Consider the following 18449-nt stretch of genomic DNA (forward strand, 5'->3'; position numbering starts at 1 on the left):
GTCGACTCCTACTCAGTCGGCTCAGGCCCCGGTGAGGAAGTAGCCGCTTCCCGTCGGGGCCGTTCCGTGTCCGGAACCCAACATACCGTGGATAACCGCAGATAACCGCAGATAACCACGGATGCACAGAATGCCATGGTCACCCACGCTGAAACCATGGAGCTTGATCGCACGCGCCCGCTATGGCGGCAGATCGCGACGGAGATCATCCGGCGCATCAAGGACGGCACCTATCCGCCGGGCAGCCGCGTGCCCTCCACCCTGGAAATCGCCCAGGAATTCGGCGTAGTGAACGCGACAGCGGCGAAGGCCATGCGGCATGTGCGCGAAGAGGGCTGGACGCGGGGCGAAGTCGGACTGGGAACCTTCGTAGCCGACACCCTGCCGCCCGCCCCTGAAACCGCCTAGCCTCCCGCCCAGCCGAAGCCGCCCCGCACCCCGGTCATCGACGCAGGCCTGGATATAGGGGCAGTCGGTCGCCCAGTGGCGCGCAGGAGGTAACGGACACCGCTGTGAGTGTCGGTGGCCTCAAAGCAGCCCGCAGGTCTGAGTCTGCCGGTGTGCTGCCCCCGCAGCGGTCGGGTGGCATGAGGACGTTCAGCGTAGACACTGCGTCGGCGTGGTCGGGCCTGTCGGGCCCGACCATAGGCCCGACCATGGTCTTTGTGTCTGCTTTGTGATCCTGGTCGAGGCCCTGTGGTCGTGAGAAGGCCCAGGTCAGCGTCGCCGCCATCGCCCGCCGGGCGGAGGTCTCCCGCACCTTTCTCTACGACAACCCGGAGGCCAGAGCGGCGGTCGCCGCCGCCATGACCGAAGCTGGCGAACGCCGGTCCCGGATGCTCGCCGACCGGGACGACCATCGCGAGGCAACCTGGCGCGAACGCGCACTGAACGCCGAGGAGGCCCTCAAGGCCACCCACACCGAGATCCTCGCCCAACGTACCCGTATTGGCGAACTCATTGGCCAGATCAGTGACTTGCAGGTCGAGTGGACCGAGGAGGTCATCCAGCGGATCACCACCGAGAACACGACGCTCAAGCGGCGTATCCGCCAGCTCACCACCGAGAACCGCACCCTCGACGAGCAGCTGAAGGCCGCCCGCTCCAACCTCCGATTCCAAGACCGCCGCGTCGCCTACCTTGAAGCCCTCATCACCGACCCGGGATCAGCTACCTGACTTCCTTCCGCCGAAGCCAGTGTGCCGTTGACAGCAGGGGTGTCACACAGCGTGAGGCGACGGTACGTCGGCAGGGCCGCCGGGTGTCGATCCGGGACCGGAAACGGGTGACCCTGGTGGAGACTGGTCTGTGAAGACCAGCCTTCACCAAGAGGCTTCACGTGCCGTCCAGTGTGCACGCCCCGGCGGCGAGTACGACATCACCCTGCGCCCGCCATCACGACTTTTCACCGCCCTCGATCAGGCCGCCGTTGACGTACTCCTGCCCTTGACGGACAGAGGGGTACGAGGGCGCTCCGGCCGGCATCTGCATGCCCCACAACAAACCCGCAGGGCGGTTGAACTCACCGATGGCCCAAGCGCAGTTCAGCAAGCTCATCGGCGCGATCCGGGTCCTGCCCGAGGAAGCCACCGCCGACGTCAAGACCGCTTCTCGCGACATCGTTGCCGTCGCCCTCAGCCCGTTCCATTACTAGAAGGGCCGTCAGGGAACATCCGTCACGCACAGCAACCAGATGCTGCTGTCAGTAGGTCGCTGCTGTCGATCATGGCTGGTTCACTCTCCCTTTCCCCCTGTCAGAGGCAAGACCTGCGGCGCCAAGGGTCGAACTGACATACGTTTACTTCCTGTTGGCCAGGGCTCGACGGGGACCAGTTCGTGGCCCCTGTCTCACGGAAGGACCACATGCGCAGTCTCAGACACGGGCTCACAATCTTGCTGACCACGATGGCCTTAGCGCTGCTGGGGACCTCAGTCGCCCAGGCGGCGCCCCACTCCGACTCGATGACAGTCGACACCTACTTAACGGACGCTCCGACGCAGTCCCCGGACACGATCTTCAAACGGCTGAAGGCCGGTGAAACTCCCGAGGCCGTGGGATTGACGCAGCGGCGCAGAGCGATCACGAGCAGCGCCGTCCGCAGGATCGGTCCGGCGTTCCTGCGAGGGGATGCCCCCAATGCCAGAGCAGGAGAAGGCCGGGCGTCCGGCGCCCAGTTGGGCCCCACCGTGACGGACGTACCGAAGAGGACGATGACGCTCGCGGAATGCAAGGCGCATACCGCCTCGGACGCAAGCATGTGGATCGCGTCCCGCTTCGCGATGTGCGAATCTCAGTGGTTTGCTGCCACCTGGCGCGTCAACGGGAGAGAGGTTGGCTTCTCGCAGATGACGGTCAGCGCTATCGCGACGGTGCGGGCCAACTCGCGGGACGTCCAGTTCGACTACTACTTCTCGGACTTCTACGCAGCGGGCACCAACGCGATCGACGAAACGCTCGTGGGCACCTCACTGAACCACCCCACGGTCCCCAGCGGTGTGACGCTGGGCCAAGGCGGCCTCAACCCGACTCCGACGACAGTGGCCCAACTCAAGGCGCACCCGCATTTCATGATCTCGACCAACGCCTCGCCCGGGCAGGGTCTCGCACCCGACGACGGCATATGGGCGGTCTGGAACATGAAATTTGTGCCTGAGTGGCCGCCCGGCTGGGTCGAGACCAACCCGCTGGCTGAGTGGAAATTCTCCTCGTTCGGGCTGCGCTGGGACAATTCTCCCTACCTTCCCAACTACAAGCCCACGGACGTGCTGCACACCGGGGGCGCCGCACTGAGTTACGACGTCTCCCCGTTGCGGTACAGCACCGCCAGCACTGCTCCGGAACGTGCGGTGGCCTCCCATATCAAGACGGCTTTCACGCAGCCACAGAACACCCTGCCGGCCAATCCCTCGAAGCACGTGGCAGGCCGGAGCGCCAGCGACCCACTGCACCGGCTGCAGAAAAGCATCAACCAGACGAACCTGAACAGATATAATGCAAACCGGCGTGAGGCCGTGAAGGTATGCACAGCCGTAGACCCCAACTATGCGTCGAAGGGGCTGGAGTGCGACGAGTACCCGTTCGCCTCAACCTATGAAGGATCGGCCCAATCCATCTACGAGCCGAGCAAACCCAAGAAGAACTTTTCGGCACTGGCCATCAACGGTACCGAGAACACTGCGGGTGGCACTCAGCTCGCAACGTACTACGCCAACAACAGGATCATCGACGGCCCGAACGACGAGTTCTATGTGGTGATCATCCCCTGACGCCAGTCGTCTGTTCCCGGCGGGCTTCGGCCGGGAACAGCACCGGCCTCGCTAGAATTCCCACTCAAGAAGTCCGTCAGCGGTGAACACCGCAGCGCACCCGTTGAACGTCAAATGGGGATCAACGTCGCATTCGGTGCCTTGATCAACTCCGGTCTCCAGTGCACGCGCCACATCGGCCCACATGTCGGTCACGCTGGGCCAGGTGGGCGTGCCGAAGTAGCCGTCGACCTTGCTCCAGGTCAGAACGCTCCCGCGCAGCTCACCGGGCCTGTTGTCCACTACCAGCAAATCCCCCGTCGTGTCGTCCCCAATGGGCACTAGGAGCGGATGAAACTCCTGGCAAGGCTCTCCGGCATGGGCTGTGGCAGCTGCCCCGTTGACTGGGGTCTGCGAGGCGGCGAGCTTGCGCTGCCACAGCATCTGCAGGCGCTGGAGGCCGACAGGGATGTACAAGGGTGGCAGCAAAACGCCCGTGATCGGATTCGGCTCCACCCCATCGAAAAGCAACAACTGATCCCTCACCGCATCGGGGAACGTCTGTCCCATCACGGACTGAGCCTCGGATATGTCGTCCATGGTCGCCGATGGCCGGACAGTACGTGCTGTCGAGGGGGCATGCGCGTCCAGAGCTGTTCGGACACGTGCCCAGGCATCGGTGAGTGTCGTCGTCATGGTGTCATCTTGCTACCTGGCGATGATCGAGTACGCCATTGGCGCGAAGTGATCACGTGTCGTCCCCGTCCGCGAGACAGCTGCCCGGGAACCTTGGGAGAGCCCGCTCGACGTGGCGAGGCGCCTGAGCACGACCATCTCGTCCAACACCGACCCCGCCACCTTGACCGTGCTGGCCCAGCGGGTGGGCGCCATAGTGGACCGGTACGAGGCCGACGGTCCGCACCAGCTCGCGCCCAAGACCGCCGAGTTGCGTAATTTCATCCAGACACTGCTGGAAGGGCGCCAGCCGCCTGGGCAGCGGGCAGAGCTCTTCCGTCTGGCCTCCCAAGCCTCCGGTTTGCTCGGCTACATGGCGGTCAACGCGGGTCACGAGGCCATCGCCGAGGCCTACAGCACCGAAGCCCTCCAGCTCGCCCAAGAGATCGACGACCTGGAGCTGGCGATGTGGATCTTTGGCACCCGCTCCCTGGGCGCCTACTACGCGGGCCTCTACGACCAGGCGCTCGAATGGGCCGATGACGGCTTGGCCATCGACCGCGATAACGCGCAGGCGATCCGGTTGCTGGCCAACGGCCGTGCACGTGCTCTCGGCAAGCTCGGGCGTCGGCCGCGGCTTCGACCACGCGTGGGTTTTCACCAGATTTCGAGCTTATGGCGGCAAACCGTGCACGCCTGGAGAGCCGCCTTTGGCCTTTGCCTCCGCCGGGACGCATTGGCCTGAATGTGACATGGCGCAGTTGGGACAGCATCGACCGGTTGTCACCAACCGTTGTCCGATTAACGATCCGTTCATGCACCTCAGAACCATGAAGCGGACCCTGCTCGTGCTGGGTCTGAGCACGGCCCTCGCCGGAGCCGCGACCCTGCCCGCCACGGCCGGTACGGGCACCCCGAACACCGCCACCGCGACTCAGTGGCAGCTGATGGGCCCCAACGCCAGCGGCGGCCATCTCGCGTTCACCCCGGCTATGCCGTCCCGCGTCTACGTGCTGCCCGACCGGGGCATGCGCATCGACCGGAGCGACGACCACGGTCTGACGTGGCAGCCGCAGGCCAAGTTCGGAATTCCCAATGGTGTGGGAATGCGACTGGCGGCCGATCCCCACGACCCCGACGTCCTCTATGTGGCGGGAAGGGTGCTGGGCAGTGGACAGGGCTTCCTGCTGCGCAGCGACGACGGCGCCCGGACGTTCCATACCGCGGTGGACAGCCCCACCGAAATCTCCGATGTCGTGGTGTCGCCTTCAGGACGGTACGTCTTCGCGGCCGGTGACGCAGGGGTCTTCGTCAGTTCGGACCACGGCCTGAACTGGCAGCAGGTCCCCGGCTCACCGAGCGGAGCGACCCGGCTCGCACTCGATGACCACGACCTGTTCGTCGGCACCGGCAAGGGGATCTACCTCATCGAGGACGCACTCGGGAACGCCGGCCCGGCGCAGAAGCTGCCGACGCCCCTTGATTTCTCGGTGCAACACCTGTCGGCCCAAGGGTCGGTCCTGGCGGCCTCGAACATATTCCAGGGCGCGGTGTTCTCCACAGACCATGGCCGCAACTGGACCCAGTTGACCGGGCCTTGGGGGGAGCAGGACGCGATCCTCTACACCGGGCTGACCGCGACCGGCGAGCTCCAGGTGCAGACGGTCGCGGGGGCGGCCGACGGATCGGGCGCGAAGAACCTGTGGGTGAGCCGCGATCTCGGCCGGACGTGGACCCCCAAGCCGGCAGCGACCAAAGCGCTCGACGCATACACCGACACCGGCAGCTTCCCGGACCGACCGCAAGAGCAGGTCATCGCGGCCGCCGCAGGGATCTACACGACTTCGAACTCGGTTCGCTTCCAGCGCATCGGCGCGCCTGACGCCGAGGTCGACTCGCTGACCGTCTCGGGCTCCGCCCTCATCGCCGGCACGGCCACCGCGGGCAGCTACCGTTCCACGGCACCCCTGACCAAGAACCTTCAGCAGGGCTACCAGGATTGGGGGTGGACAGGGCAGCGTACCGACACCATCGGCAACCAAATCGAAGCGCTGGCTACCGTACCGGGCGAGAAGGGAGGCGTGCTGAGGACGCGCGGCGGCCTTTGCATGACCGACTGCTTCGCCTTGGAGCGCTCAACCGACGGCGGGGCCACCTGGCGGACACTGGCCCAGGTCCCCGGCGGGGCGTCATTCTCGGTGGCCGTCGACCCCCGTGACACGTCGAAGATCTACGCCGCGTCCACGTTCCCGGCCATAGGCGTCTATGCCAGCCAGGACGGCGGTGCCACCTTCCAATTGCACCAGTTCCCCGAGCTGCAGGGCGTGGCGTCGGTTGCCGTTGACCGCCGGGTCGACGGTGGTTTGTGGATCGGTGATGTGACCGGCCTTTACCACAGCACCGATTCCGGCTCGACCGGGGTCAAGGTGTTCGACGGGCAGGTCAACCGGGTTGCGGTCGACCCCACCGATCCCAACCACATCGTGGTCGTCGGGGACGGCATGATCAAGGTGAGCCACGACGGCGGCGCTTCGTTCAGCGACGCTACGGGCATTCCCGAACTGACCTACGACGACGTCACCTTCGCCCCGGACGGGACGCTGTTCGCCGCATCGCGCGACCTGTCCGAGCCTGGTCAGGGCGTGTTCCGCAGCGAAGACGGTGGCAGCCACTGGAGCAACCGTGTCTCCGCGCAGCTCCTCGACCCTGACGTGCACTCGGTGCTGGTCTCTCCCGACGGTCACTGGCTGTTCGCGGGCACAGGGAGCGGCGTGTACCGGCTGCCGCTGAGCTGACGCACCTCGCAACCACCGAGCGCGCCGGGCGCCTCCTTTCCCTGAGGGCGGGAGGCGCCCGACCCTTCCCGGGTGCCCCCGCCTCAGTTCTTCTGGAAGTGACCCGCAGACCCTGTGACCTGCGGGCACGTAATCGATCAGTACTGTGACCTGTGGCTGAGCCGTGGCTGGTTGTCAGCGTTGGTCAACGTCGAGCGCCCTTCCACGGCACCGAGACGGCCCCGGTAGGGCGCTCAGCTACGCCCCTCGATGCGGTTGGATGGACCTTCATCGGGCGTACGGCCCTGCGTGAAGGAGCCGCGATGACCACCGCCCCCAACCTGCAAGTGGGTGACACCGTCCTGCATGGGCCCGGACGATGAAATCGGGGCCTCAGGCAGTGATCCGGGCGAGGATGTCGTGGCCGTGGAAGGCCCGGTCCATCAGTACGAGTTGCCCGCCCGACAGCATCGGGGCCGTGGCCAGGTGTTTGGCCAGGGTGACTTCGTTGTCCCGGCGCGGGCCGAAGCGGGCGCCGAGGATGCCGCGGGTTCCGCAGGCGATCAGCAGGACGAGTTTGACCTGGGGATGATGTCCGGGCTTGTGGCTGCCGCCCGGAGGTGGGCCGAACGCCGTGATATTGGCCGACGTGGGCGCGACCGCGAGCACGGTGCCGTCCAGCGAAAGCATCAGCAGGCGTCGGCCGAAGACGAAGGTGCCGGGCGACTGCGGTGTGGTCAAGGGACCACCCACCGGCTCGAACAAGGCCTTCAGCGGCTCGGAGCCCAGTCGGGCGCGGGCTTTGGAGATGGCGGAGGTGCCCGCCTCCAGCAAGACTCCCGCATGGACCGCCGTGCGCATCGTCCAGCGCGATGCACACTTCTACCGGCGGGCCACCCAAGCCACCGGCGCCGTCAGCTGCTTTACACAGCACATGGCTCCCACGGCACGGCGATCCTGGCTGACGTGAACGAAGCCAGCGCCGAGGCGTTGGTGGTGGTGCTACTACGCGCCGGCTTCCCGCGGCGCACGAGCGCGGAGGCCCCGCCGACGCGCAACACGGGTAACGGCGGCCCCGATCCCCCGGCGGCACGCGCCCGCCCGTTCGCCCGCCGTCCCCTGTCACCTGCTTTTTCGGGCACGGCCTCATCGAACTCGGGCGCGTGTCTCCTGCGACAGCGGAGCGCTTGGCCGAGCTGCTCCGACTCGCGCTGTCATTCGCCGAGAAGAGCCCGACGAACACGGACACGACCACGAAAAACGAAGGGGAGAGCTGAACCATGACCGACAGGCGAGGAGTGATAGCCAAGCGCGCTGAGGACCTGCTGCCCGGTGTCCCCTACGTCCGCGGCTGGATACAGGCTCGACGGAGTGCAGAAATCTTGGCCGAGCAACTCACGGCTCTGAGCCTGGACTCCGACTTCCCCGCCCTGGCCGCTGACGTGAACGTGTTCGGTGACGGCCTGGTGCACCTCGGCACCATCCGCCCGGAGGCAGCACTGTTACTTGCCGAACTGATCACGTCGGGGCTCGCGGCATACACGCAGCCCGACGCTCCGGCGAAGGCGTCACCGGAGACTCCTCACCAGCAAGCCTCTGCGGCCCGAACCAGCGAATCACGAGCCCCGGCTTGCCGCGGTCCGAGCAAGCCTCCCGCGACCGGCCGGCCCCGGGCCCCGCACGGCATCCCGTCTCCCCGGCGAGCACCGTGCGGGGCTTCGACCTCTCCAGCACCTCTCCGCCCGTGGTCTGCCGCTCGGCCGGGACCGGCGCCCCAGCGCCGCAGCCCGGACGAACGGCAGACCACTGAGGCAGATTCCAAAGCGGCACAGCACTGAACATCTGCTTGGGAAGCTGCGATCATTTGAGGCGGGTTGGGAGCTGACCTGCTCCAACGGCAGGGTTGCGGCCTCCCCCGGCTGGGCTGCTTTCCCCGTGATTCCCCGCTGTTCCCCGCCTGATCTGGTGCGCTTGTGGTGAGGCCGAGTAGTAGCCCATCACGGTGGCGGGCGAAAGACGTAAGCGCTTGGATCGTGGTGGTCTTCACCTTGGGACCATGAGTCGTTGGAGGTTCTACGACAATTGGTATGCCGAGCTGGCCGACCTCACCGTCGAGCAGTTGCGGGAGCGGCGGGCACCCGCTTTAGGAGGTCCGGCCGCCGGCTCCGGAGCTAGGGCATTGCCCGCCAGCGCCAGCCAGCAAAGTGACTGGCTGTCCCTCCGAGTACGGCCATGTGCACGCACGTTGCCGTCAGGCCCGTACATTACGAGAAGATCGCTTTCTGTCCATGCTAATTCGCTGAACGGTACCTGCTCCTCAAAACGATGCAGGTCGCGGCACTCGATGCGGCACAACGGACGCTCCGCCGCAAGTGATCCTAGGTGTGAGACTCAGAGACCCAAGCCAGGCCTCGGAGGCGTCGACCCGCAGGTTTCAGCGATCTTTCGGATAGAGACCACCTTGGGGACGAAGACCCCTTCAGTTGTAGGGGCCGACTAGCGCACCCCCGGCATGGGGGCGCATGCACCGCCCCCATGCGCCGGTGACAGGGGCCAACTTGCCTGGATACTCTCCGGATCGGAGATGCCGATCCAGCAGTAAGTCTCAGTAGACACAGAGAGAACCTCAATCCCACGGCACCAGCGCTGCCTCAGAGCCCACGCAGGAGCCGCTTTCACTGACAGGGGACCAAGAGTTGGCTGATGGCCGAGGCAGTTCGAATGAGGAACCCCAGGACCTGGATAAAACTCTCAACATGCTTTTCGATGCTCTGGACATGCTGCCTGAGTCGGTTCGAGCCAAGGCGCAGGAAGAGATCAAGTTGTTGCTGGCCATGCTTCGGGAGCGGCGAAGGCCCCGACTGATGCTGTATGGCCGTCGTGGTGCCGGGAAGTCTCTCTTGACTAACGCGATATTCGGCGCACCTGTGCACAAGACCGGAGCGGTGCGTACGCAGACCGGCGCGACACAGTGGGAACTCTGCCAAGTTGGGGGGCGAGAGCTAGACATCCTGGACACCCGCGGGGTGCAGGAGGGGTCCGCACCAGTGGAAGACGACCCTGCGGAGACGGCGGAGAAGTCCCTTCTCGCCGCCGTTCGAAAGAAGTGCCCGGATGCCATTGCTTTCCTGGTGAAGGCGACGGACGTTGATGCGGCAATCGCCGAGGATCTGGCCATTCTTGAGCGAGTTCACCGAGAGGCGGCGCGCATACACCAGGTCGACATAAAGATCGTGCCAGTTCTCACCCAGTGTGATCACCTTCATCCGAGCGACATTAGGTTTCCACCGCATGATGATGAAAACGATGAGAAGAAGCAGAATGTCGAAGACGCAGCTTCCCTCCTCCTAGAACACCTAAGCGTCAACGCGTACCTATCTCGACACATCGCCTGTGACGCGGTGCCGACATCGGCGCTACTGTTCTTCGATTCAGACGGAAAGGTGGATAAGAGACGTGACTACCGCTGGAACATCGATGTTCTGGCGCTCAAGATTCAAGAAATCTTGCCGGACAATGCGCAGGTCGAATTTGCTCGCCTGACGCAATTTCGTCAGGTTCAGAAAAGCCTAGCAAGAAGGATAGTGGCAGCCGTTTCGGTCATTTGTGGAGTCGTTGCAGTGACTCCGATACCGATCGCTGATCTGCCGGTGCTCGCCAGCCTGCAGGCCGCGATGATCACAATGATCGCCTATATTTCCGGGCGGGAACTGAGCTTGGCCAGCTCCAAAGAATTGATCCTTGCTCTGGGGGGGAATGTCGGGGCCGGGTACGCCTTGCGCGAAATAGCCCGAGCAATATTGAAGCTCATTCCGGTGGCGGGGGACGCAGCGTCTGGTGCCGTAGCGGCGGCTGGCACCAAGTCACTTGGTGAAGCGGCGATCTTCTATTTCATTGACAGAGAGTCGCTGGACTTTGTGCGGCGACATTTCAAGTTCTGAGCGCCAGACGGGCGCGCCAGGGTGCATGCGAGGCAGGACCTGACTGCAAAGGCGACCATTGATGGCGTGGTTGAGGACGGTGCCAATCGCGACGGAAATCGACTCGTCAGGCTGGGGCAGGGCCACGCTGCCGCTTCTTCACAGAGTGTGTGTATCCCGAGTAGGCGGGAGACGAAAAGTCATCTCGGGGCCACTTCGAGCTGCTGCCGCCCACCGCCAACCCGGGGAGGAAAGGCTGCGAGTGATGTCCAGAGTCGCCCAGCGACCTTTATCGTTCGCAGCCGCTGCCTATCGTTGTCCTTGACGTGGCGGCAGCGGATGCGCGGACGCGATTACGACGCTGGCTTCTCGACGCTTTTCGTGAAGCAACTCGACTAGAGGAAGGCCATGGTATATGAGTGACATCCTCTCCGGGGTCGCAGGACTTGTTACAGGAGCTGTGGCTGTCGGGGGGCTGGCGCACGCTTGGCGTTCCGGCCCGCGCTTCCGGAAGCCTGAGTTGCATACAATTGACATTACGCACTCAAACTGGGCAACTCCGATGTCACCTGTCGACTTTTCCAGCGCCCCTGCGGTTGATGCAGGTAACGACGCAGTTGATGAGTGGCTGTTTTCTCAAGGAGGAGCACCAGTTAGTTGGTACATTAAATCGGTGCTGTTCGTAGGGAACGCTCACTCACTGGTCATTACTGGCGTGACGCCGGAAGTCCGACGCATCCCTGATCTTGTAATGAGGTCAAGAGTTTATACCCAACTGGGGGGAAATGGATATCTGCGCCGGCGGGCATACATCACTCTTACTCAAGTAGGTCCGGTCGTCAAGCTATTCGATGACGAGAATAATGAACTCGGAAGCTTCGGTTTAAACCTAGATAAGGGTGATGCGCTGGAGTTCATGTTCTGTATCGAGGCTGAAAACCCTGGCGCCGCGTATGAAGTATCCCTATCGCTCGAACTTCTTGTGGACGGTAAAAAGAGGGCCCACTCGGTCGCAGACGGACGCCACCTTCGGGTCGCGGCATGTTTGCCGGATGGGGAGTCATATGAATACCCCGGGGCTAACATGCTTTATTGATTCCTAAGTTTCCGGCGATGCGCAATCTGTCACGTAGAGGAGCCCTCGGTCCGGTCCTCAAATCCGTGATCCGCTGGAGAGGCGAAACGCTGAGCGAGCCAGCCGGACACTCGCGGCCCGCCGCTTACTGCGCCGCTCTCGCGGACCGTACGGACGTGCTCGAATCCCTGCCGTATCCCCGCTGTTCCCCGGCTCGATCTGGTGCGCTTGTGGTGCAGTCCGTCTCCGGTGAGGAGATGGGGGATGTCCGCGGCTTCGCCATGCGGCAGCGTCGATGCCAGCGCTCCGACAGCCCCCCGGTCGCGACGGAAGCGGCGGCCAGCCCGGCGCACGTCGTCCAACTCTTCAAGTCGTCGATGACCAGGCTGAAGAGGCGGAACACTTCCGTCGCCAGGCTCCACCAGACGGCTAGCCAGGCTGCCGCGCCGATCCACCTGTCTCTGTCGTTCACAGGCCAAAGGTAACTGGCCCGTCTGAGCTGACAGCTCTCTGATCCGTAGCTCTACAGAGAACGGTCATTGGAGGTCATACAGGCTGCCGTGAGGGTTACGAGGGTTGCTGTTGGGCGCTGGCGGTTACTGGGGTTGCTGTACTTCGCCGCTGTACCGCATCACAGGTCCACTCGGGACTGCGTCTCGCGGCTTCCCCGCCGTAGCACGACGTATGCTGGCCTGAACGGCAGGCTGCGGAGGGTCGGCTCCATGACCTTGAAGAGCGCTTCGGCGTCCGCGCCGTAGGCGTAAAGCTCAGCCTCGCCTGCACCGAACCCGTTCCCGTCGACCTCGCCGACTCCCGCCGCTTCAACTGCGGCAGCCATGGCCCGCTCGGCCTCGAAGATCGCTTGGCGTTCGGCAGGTGAGCCGTACTGATCGCCGCTCAGGCGGTAGTGGGCGACACCTTGTTCTGGCGTCTCCGTTTCGGGGAGATCGAAGAGCGTGTCCATGGGCGCACAGTCTCATCAGCCTCTGACAACGCGTCCGTGGAGAGCTTTCCGGCGCGGTCAGCCCGGGCGGCTGACGGCGTGCCCCTTCCTGCCGACGAGCGACGCCCTTGATCGATGGGCGGCACAGGTGCAGGCGTCTTCGATGGACGCAAAAATCGAACACATGCTTGCATTTGGTCATGCGACCGTTCCCCGCCGACCTCCCAGGCACAGCAGGAGTGGAGCGCCACCTACCAGCAGCTCGCTCAGCTCACCGGCCTTACCGAGCTGCGCCGACGCCTGCACCGACTGTCGACGCACGTGTACTTCCACCCCTACTGGCAGCACCAGCGGCCAAGCCCCGCGGCGTGGCGAGAGCTGCGCGACCTGGGACGACCGGACCGGGATCGGACTTGAGAGGCTTCATCACCGGACCCATCTGCGGCGTCACCGCGACGTGTGCTGTCCGCCGGACACTGAAGGTCCCCGAGTGACGCGCTGGAGTGCGGAGCCCTGCAACCCGGATGATCCTGAAGGCATGTCCGGACCCATACGCGTGATCGTCCATCCGCCCTCACCTACCGGTGGCCGGCGCGTGCGCGTGGACGGCGAAATCCTCGGCCTGGCCCACAACCTTGTCGACCTGGCCGAGTTCCTCCGCCGAGCCGGCCTGGAGATCGACGCAGCCGACGTCGCGGGTGCGCCGTGGATCGACTGGCGCGGAGTGGGACCGGACCACTGGGGCCCTGAGACAACCAGCTGACGCCCGACCTGCCTGGCCACGCCGAGGCTGCTTCGGGCCAACACGCTTTCCAACTGTGTTGGTGGGCTGTAGGGATGAGTGCGGGGCCGTTCACCTGGGTTCATTGGGGGCTGGCCGACGAGGCGAGGACGACTTTGGGTCTGGCCTGAACGGCGGTGAACGGTGCTGAATGAGACGGAGACTGAGACGGAGTAGGGCCGAACCTCCCACCTCAAAGCGATGCTTGTCCGGCGTGCCATCATCCTCGCGTACTGAAGATCCTTGGATGCGATGACGGTCAGGCTTCTGGCACGACTATCGACTGGTGAGTGGAGGGGCCGGATGCAGATTGCAGGCGTTGAGGTGTACGTGAATCATCCGGGCTGCACCTGGGCGCCACCGACTGGGTTCCTCTCTCCCTCGACCTGGGAGAGGCCGACGCGGCCAGTTGCGACACTCACGTCGCAGTACGGGTCCGGCCTCAGACGGATCTCATCCGAGTCCGCATCTTCAGGGACTCGACCGACGCCTCAGGCCTTGATCCGGCCTTTACGACCGTGTTCGACGGCCAGCTCCTGCTGCCAGATGGCCGCCTGGCAGTTGGCGACGTCGAAGGGCTCACCCGATTTGTGCGTCTGGTTGGTGACCGAGGAGCCTGGAATGTCCGTGTAGCCGTGGACAATCCGGGGTGGGACGCTCGCGCCATCGATGTGATCTTGGGATGGCCCAGTACTTAGCTGGGCTGCCGCTGGCCGGGGTCCTTGGCAGCAGTCTGGGGCACTACGCCCTCAGCCTGGGAAGCTGCGATCATTTGGGACTGATTCTGGCGCTGACCTGGGCGAACGTTCGGGCTGTGCCCCAGTCAGGCTCGACCGCTTTCCCCGTGGTTCCCCACTCGATCTGGTGCGGTTGCTGTGCGGGCTTAGCGGCGCACCGTCGAGGGACACCATGACCATAGGTGGCTTGCCAGGAAAGTGTGTCCGCCCAACTTCCGCTGTCGGTCGGTCTCGTGCACCCTCGCAAGGCCAGGCACGGCCCAGCGATCAACTCGACTGGTCCTGGACTTGCCCATGGAACGGACCACTCAGTCCAGCCGTTCCTTGGCCTCAACGGGTAGGGCCAAGGAACGGGAGGGCACCTCGGCGGCAAGCCGCGTCTGTTGGAAGAGCCGCCACAGCACGCGGTTGCCCGCCTATCCTGACCATATGGGGACTGGGTGGGGGGATGTTCCAACATGGGTTGGCGCGATCACCACGAGCGGCACTCTCTTGCTCGGAATGGTGATCCTGACACGCGATCAGGAACGACAGCGCGGCGAATTTATCAGTCAAGTCTCTTACTGGGCTCGCATAGGTCTCGATGGCAAGATATATGCCTACCTCGACAACAAGGGGCCACTCCCTATAAAGGTGATTATGGAGGGTCGCGAGAATTTCACTCCCCTTTCCATCCGGTGGGGTCGCACAGCAGCCGAGGAACCCCTCACTCTTCAAGTATCACACCTCTATTTCGTTCCGCCCGGAAGTGGATTCAAAGTATCTTTCCAGCAAACACGGGAAGGGGGTGATGTTTCAACAAGACGTCAGAACGGAGGTGCAATTCTCTATGACCCGCTAGGACTCACGGTCGTTGATAATCGGTCTCAGGCATGGACTCCTACTCCAAGCGGTTGGAAGAGAGTGAAAATCACTGCGGCAATTAGGCGAGTCTTGGCGGGCAGATCGCTCCCGCCGGGGAGTGCCGGCTATTGATACTGGACGGCGCGCCATCGTTGAAAATATTCCCCCGCAACGATGCTTAGACCGCCATCTTTCGAGTGAGATCGCCACCGTATGGAGTGAGACATGGGGTTAAATATCGCCGCACTCGCTATATCTGTCGTGGCATTGCTTCTCTCTAGCGTGATCGCATACGGTCAACTGCGCTCAACGCAAAAAGCTAACGCATTGGCAATGGTGTTCGACGGGTTTCGAGAGGGGCGTTCACCAGAGTTCCGGAAGTCGATGGAGTACGTGCTCTATCACCTCAAAGAAGAGTTCCCGGGGCCTATCTCTTACCTAGAACTTCCCGAGGCGCCCAAGGAGTGTGTGCGTCGCGTTGCTTTCTTTTTCGAAGAATTAGGAAAGCTTGTGGTACATGGGGTCGTTGATCAAGATTTGATCATTGGATCCTATGGTCTGAGTATGCATCGAGCCTGGGTCGTCGTGGCTCCCTACGTATATCGGGAGCGTGAGATTCGACAGAGGGTCGTGCTGCCGTACTTTGAGCATATGGCTGCAGTGACAAGCGAGATCACCGCGGCAGATGTGCATCGAAAGATGAAATTAAGGATCTATCCCCCAACTTCACGATAAAGCCGCCCTACTTTCAGGCGCCGGCCTGACCGCCGTGCGCGTTCGCGGTCAAGTATGCAGACGCCCACGGGGCGACACTTGTGATCACTACCAACCAGCTGCGTCCGAGCAACTGGTTCGGACGTGAGGCCAAGCCCGTACTGCCATCCGACGTCGCTCACGCCATCGAGTCTGCCGACGGACCCCAACACAATCCTGGCTCCCCGTTCTGCCTGCCGGCCTCGCGTCCTCACCCTGAGCGGAGCAGATGGTGAACACCGCTTTAGGAGTTCGATCGAGCGGCTCTGTCATGCCCCGTACGTCGGTGCGGGAAGGCAGCGCCAGATCCATGCGGGGCTGCCTCGGTACGTCTCTGCAGATAGTGCCGGTACACAAGGTGCTTGCCTGAGGCGGATTCGCCCAAGTGCGAGACAGCCGCCGTAAGCACGAGCTAACGATCGCGTGCCACGGTCGTGCCAGATACAGGGGTCAGCCGCGGTCAACAAGAGTGGTCAACGGACACGTCCGAGCCTGCTGGCTCGGTAAGAGAAGCAGCAGTTCAGCGGCAGGACACCACCCTCTCTCCTAAAGTGCTTCAGGTGCTCCCAGCTGTACTGGTGCAGCTGGTCGGCCGAGGTCAGCTCGGCCTGCTTGATGACGATCAAGTTGCCGCGGTCGGGTGCGGCCTCGATGTACCAGAAGCCCTCTTCCTCGTCAGCGTGGCAGAAGTGGTGCCGCAAGGTGGCGCCCTCGTCGAGTGCCTGGTAGTAAGCCGCGATCTCTGCGATGCGTTCCTCGTGAACCACGAGCCCGTCGCGCCAGTGAGCGCACATGCTCGCGCCGTTCTGACATCCACGAGTGACATCAACGATGCTGGACGCCAGCACTCCTAGGCGGTCCGGCATGGCCAGCGCGGCCAGGTAGTGCCCCGCCAGTGCCGAGGAGCGATCGAACTCCTAAAGCGGTGATCGGCGGCAGCCCCGCGGCGTATCTGCGGGATGGCCGGGCAGCCCACAGCGGGCGAAGCCCTCTCAGCTGGGCGAACCTGGTGAACCGCGTCGGCCTCCGGAACCATGTGCGCAGGTTCGAATCCTGCCGGGGTCACTCGCCAAGGAACAGCAGAAATCAAGGCTGACCAGGGCAGATACCGACAGAGAGCGGGAGTCAATCTCACTGAGCGTTCTCGGGGCTATATGCCAACTCCCTCCCGGATCAACCGCCCGTCTGGAATGCTGGGTTGAGCTGAACGGTGCCATCGCCGAGGGGGACGGCCATGGAGTGGACGATGTCCATCACATACGGTGCGATGGGCGGCCTCGTCGTGGAGATCGTGGTCTTCTACGGCCGGATCGCAGCGTGGCAGACGGCCCGGCACCGTGCTCTGGCAAGGAACAAGCAGCGAGCCCAGTTGCCGCGGCTCGACAAGTACATCGATCCCCCGTCCGATGTACTGGCTGCCCTCACTCGCCTGTCGCTTGGTGCCGGTGCCGGGTGGATTTTCTCCCCCCAACTGACAGGCGCACTAGCCACGGTCGCCGTGGGAGCCTCTGCCCCGGCGTTGCTGCGCCAGCTCGGCAGCGCGCGCACCTTGCAGGCAGTGATTGGCGGTACTCATTCCGGCCACGAGCCGGTTGAGGCTGACGGCCCCAGTGTTGGCGTATTGCCAGGCGGGACGGAGGTGATTGAGTCGTGAGCAGGCTCGCACGGCGGTACTGGACGTCACTGACGGATGCCGATGTCGAATCCCTGGATCAGCTCATCGAGCGAGGTCGACACCGGGACGGAGCATTGTGGCGGAGGTATCTGGTTTCTCTGCTCGATGTACCGGCGCCCGGCGAAGCCCTCAAAGCGCCTGGCGAAGCGGTCAAGGAAGCGAAGCAGGCCGAACGAGATCCACCGACGTCAACGGTTTCCCACGTCTTTGAGGCGATTGTCGATGTCGGCACGACTCCGGCCGCCCGCAGCCATCGGCGACGCTCCATCGGCTTCGCACTCGCGGCTCTGCTCGTCATAGCCACAGCCTTCGGTGCCTCGCGCTTGCTGTCGACTCCGAGGTGGATAGTCACCCCCGCTGCCACCCCGTCTGCTCCGCCTGTTACGGGAGAGGTAGTCACGCCGATCCCGGCCGGCTATCACGCGGTGAGGGACCCGGTCGGCTACACGGTCGTCATCCCTCTGGGCTGGACTCGCAGTCAAAAGCAGGGCATCACGGCTGTTGTGGTTTACTACAAATCCCCCGACGGCCGCCAACTGCAGATCTTCGGCCTCAGCGAAAGCACCCCGGCCGAGTCTTTGGACCTCGCTGAGAAGGACTCGGGCAACGGCTACGCGCAGCAACCCGGCTACCGGGCTCTCGACCGCGCTTCAGGCGACACCTGGTCAGAACTCAGTTACCGCTACGACGACGCGGACAAGGGGCCCAGCCAAGTCATCGACCACCGCTTCACGGCGCCGGATGGCAGCCTCTACGCGATTCGCGCCAGCGGACCCTATAGCCTTGCCTCAGCCCTAGTCCGTGACCCGCTCAACACAGCCATTGCCACATTCTGTCCAGAGGGGACGTCCTGCTCATAGGTTGCAGCTTTGAGATGGGTCTTTGAACGGCCTAGCTGCACGGCGCTCAATGCCAAACGCGCAAGAGTCGTCATGACGACGTCCGACACACCTCCGACACAGTCCCCGTCGGTCGTGATCGCAAACCGAGTCCGCCGCAGGTCAGAACGTTGTAAGAGATGATCTGC

The 18449-nt window shown here is 63.7% G+C and carries 14 protein-coding genes and 2 pseudogenes; 11 read left to right on the forward strand and 5 right to left on the reverse strand.

What is annotated here, in order from left to right; all coding sequences use genetic code 11:
* Window positions 1-156 precede the first annotated feature (156 nt).
* The 4 genes and pseudogenes from ACIBK0_RS00045 to ACIBK0_RS00060 all read left to right on the forward strand — a co-directional run bounded on the left by ACIBK0_RS00045 (window position 157) and on the right by ACIBK0_RS00060 (window position 3267).
* On the forward strand, window positions 157-408 hold the full coding sequence (locus ACIBK0_RS00045) for a GntR family transcriptional regulator (RefSeq protein WP_399073890.1): 252 nt from the start codon (window positions 157-159) through the stop codon (window positions 406-408).
* Between the two features lie 305 nt (window positions 409-713).
* Window positions 714-1178, forward strand: a pseudogene (locus ACIBK0_RS00050) (hypothetical protein); the annotation flags it as partial.
* A gap of 350 nt (window positions 1179-1528) precedes the next feature.
* Window positions 1529-1654, forward strand: coding sequence for a hypothetical protein (locus ACIBK0_RS00055; protein ID WP_399073892.1), 126 nt, complete (start codon window positions 1529-1531; stop codon window positions 1652-1654).
* Between the two features lie 308 nt (window positions 1655-1962).
* Window positions 1963-3267 carry a NucA/NucB deoxyribonuclease domain-containing protein gene (locus ACIBK0_RS00060; RefSeq protein ID WP_399073894.1) on the forward strand — a complete coding sequence of 435 codons (1305 nt, stop codon included), beginning with the start codon at window positions 1963-1965 and terminating at the stop codon, window positions 3265-3267.
* A gap of 51 nt (window positions 3268-3318) precedes the next feature.
* Here ACIBK0_RS00060 and ACIBK0_RS00065 read toward each other — a convergent pair whose 3' ends face one another.
* Entirely contained in the window at window positions 3319-3942 is a 624-nt protein-coding gene (locus ACIBK0_RS00065) for an SMI1/KNR4 family protein (protein ID WP_399073896.1), read from the reverse strand.
* 584 nt (window positions 3943-4526) lie between these two features.
* On the opposite strand from ACIBK0_RS00065, the gene ACIBK0_RS00070 reads away from it, so the two are divergent.
* The gene (locus ACIBK0_RS00070) at window positions 4527-6716 is read left to right on the forward strand and encodes a hypothetical protein (RefSeq protein ID WP_399073898.1); all 2190 of its coding nucleotides are present in this window, start codon (window positions 4527-4529) and stop codon (window positions 6714-6716) included.
* Window positions 6717-7088: 372 nt separating this feature from the next.
* Here the strand turns inward: ACIBK0_RS00070 and ACIBK0_RS00075 are convergent, their stop codons facing one another.
* Window positions 7089-7556 (reverse strand): transposase, encoded by a 468-nt coding sequence (locus ACIBK0_RS00075; protein WP_399073900.1) that lies wholly within the window; start codon window positions 7554-7556, stop codon window positions 7089-7091.
* Window positions 7557-9451: 1895 nt separating this feature from the next.
* On the opposite strand from ACIBK0_RS00075, the gene ACIBK0_RS00080 reads away from it, so the two are divergent.
* Window positions 9452-10636, forward strand: coding sequence for a GTPase family protein (locus ACIBK0_RS00080; protein WP_399073902.1), 1185 nt, complete (start codon window positions 9452-9454; stop codon window positions 10634-10636).
* 394 nt (window positions 10637-11030) lie between these two features.
* Window positions 11031-11711 (forward strand): hypothetical protein, encoded by a 681-nt coding sequence (locus ACIBK0_RS00085; protein ID WP_399073904.1) that lies wholly within the window; start codon window positions 11031-11033, stop codon window positions 11709-11711.
* A gap of 29 nt (window positions 11712-11740) precedes the next feature.
* Here the strand turns inward: ACIBK0_RS00085 and ACIBK0_RS00090 are convergent.
* Window positions 11741-11887, reverse strand: a pseudogene (locus tag ACIBK0_RS00090) (GNAT family N-acetyltransferase); the annotation flags it as partial.
* A gap of 434 nt (window positions 11888-12321) precedes the next feature.
* Window positions 12322-12654, reverse strand: a complete 333-nt coding sequence (locus ACIBK0_RS00095; protein ID WP_399073906.1) for a hypothetical protein — start codon at window positions 12652-12654, stop codon at window positions 12322-12324.
* 517 nt (window positions 12655-13171) lie between these two features.
* Here ACIBK0_RS00095 and ACIBK0_RS00100 point away from each other — a divergent pair.
* Together ACIBK0_RS00100 and ACIBK0_RS00105 are read left to right on the forward strand one after the other, a co-directional pair.
* Window positions 13172-13396, forward strand: a complete 225-nt coding sequence (locus ACIBK0_RS00100) for a hypothetical protein (protein ID WP_399073908.1) — start codon at window positions 13172-13174, stop codon at window positions 13394-13396.
* A 1823-nt stretch (window positions 13397-15219) separates the two neighbouring features.
* Window positions 15220-15729 carry a hypothetical protein gene (locus ACIBK0_RS00105; RefSeq protein ID WP_399073910.1) on the forward strand — a complete coding sequence of 170 codons (510 nt, stop codon included), beginning with the start codon at window positions 15220-15222 and terminating at the stop codon, window positions 15727-15729.
* Window positions 15730-16220: 491 nt separating this feature from the next.
* On the opposite strand, the gene ACIBK0_RS00110 is transcribed toward ACIBK0_RS00105, so the two are convergent.
* A complete protein-coding gene (locus ACIBK0_RS00110) occupies window positions 16221-16541 on the reverse strand; it encodes a hypothetical protein (protein ID WP_399073912.1) in 321 nt (106 codons plus the stop codon).
* Window positions 16542-16993: 452 nt separating this feature from the next.
* Here ACIBK0_RS00110 and ACIBK0_RS00115 point away from each other — a divergent pair, with 452 nt between their 5' ends.
* Window positions 16994-17401: a hypothetical protein gene (locus ACIBK0_RS00115; RefSeq protein WP_399073914.1), complete on the forward strand. Its 408-nt coding sequence runs from the start codon at window positions 16994-16996 to the stop codon at window positions 17399-17401.
* Complete coding sequence (locus tag ACIBK0_RS00120) at window positions 17398-18282, forward strand: hypothetical protein (protein ID WP_399073916.1); 885 nt, start codon at window positions 17398-17400, stop codon at window positions 18280-18282. Before ACIBK0_RS00115 ends, ACIBK0_RS00120 begins: the two co-directional genes overlap by 4 nt.
* The last annotated feature ends 167 nt before the right edge of the window (window positions 18283-18449 follow it).

Origin of the sequence: Streptomyces sp. NPDC050564 (genome assembly GCF_044457265.1) — a bacterium.
Lineage (GTDB): Bacteria > Actinomycetota > Actinomycetes > Streptomycetales > Streptomycetaceae > Streptomyces.

Excerpts from the sequence above, each read along its gene's own strand:
- ACIBK0_RS00045 (WP_399073890.1), top strand. The coding sequence starts at position 157 with ATGGAGCTTGATCGCACGCGCCCGCTATGGCGGCAGATCGCGACGGAG.
- ACIBK0_RS00055 (WP_399073892.1), top strand. The coding sequence starts at position 1,529 with ATGGCCCAAGCGCAGTTCAGCAAGCTCATCGGCGCGATCCGGGTCCTG.
- ACIBK0_RS00060 (WP_399073894.1), top strand. The coding sequence starts at position 1,963 with ATGACAGTCGACACCTACTTAACGGACGCTCCGACGCAGTCCCCGGAC.
- ACIBK0_RS00065 (WP_399073896.1), bottom strand. The coding sequence starts at position 3,942 with ATGACGACGACACTCACCGATGCCTGGGCACGTGTCCGAACAGCTCTG.
- ACIBK0_RS00075 (WP_399073900.1), bottom strand. The coding sequence starts at position 7,556 with ATGCGCACGGCGGTCCATGCGGGAGTCTTGCTGGAGGCGGGCACCTCC.
- ACIBK0_RS00080 (WP_399073902.1), top strand. The coding sequence starts at position 9,452 with ATGCTTTTCGATGCTCTGGACATGCTGCCTGAGTCGGTTCGAGCCAAG.
- ACIBK0_RS00085 (WP_399073904.1), top strand. The coding sequence starts at position 11,031 with ATGAGTGACATCCTCTCCGGGGTCGCAGGACTTGTTACAGGAGCTGTG.
- ACIBK0_RS00095 (WP_399073906.1), bottom strand. The coding sequence starts at position 12,654 with ATGGACACGCTCTTCGATCTCCCCGAAACGGAGACGCCAGAACAAGGT.
- ACIBK0_RS00100 (WP_399073908.1), top strand. The coding sequence starts at position 13,172 with ATGTCCGGACCCATACGCGTGATCGTCCATCCGCCCTCACCTACCGGT.
- ACIBK0_RS00105 (WP_399073910.1), top strand. The coding sequence starts at position 15,220 with ATGGGGTTAAATATCGCCGCACTCGCTATATCTGTCGTGGCATTGCTT.
- ACIBK0_RS00110 (WP_399073912.1), bottom strand. The coding sequence starts at position 16,541 with ATGTGCGCTCACTGGCGCGACGGGCTCGTGGTTCACGAGGAACGCATC.
- ACIBK0_RS00115 (WP_399073914.1), top strand. The coding sequence starts at position 16,994 with ATGTCCATCACATACGGTGCGATGGGCGGCCTCGTCGTGGAGATCGTG.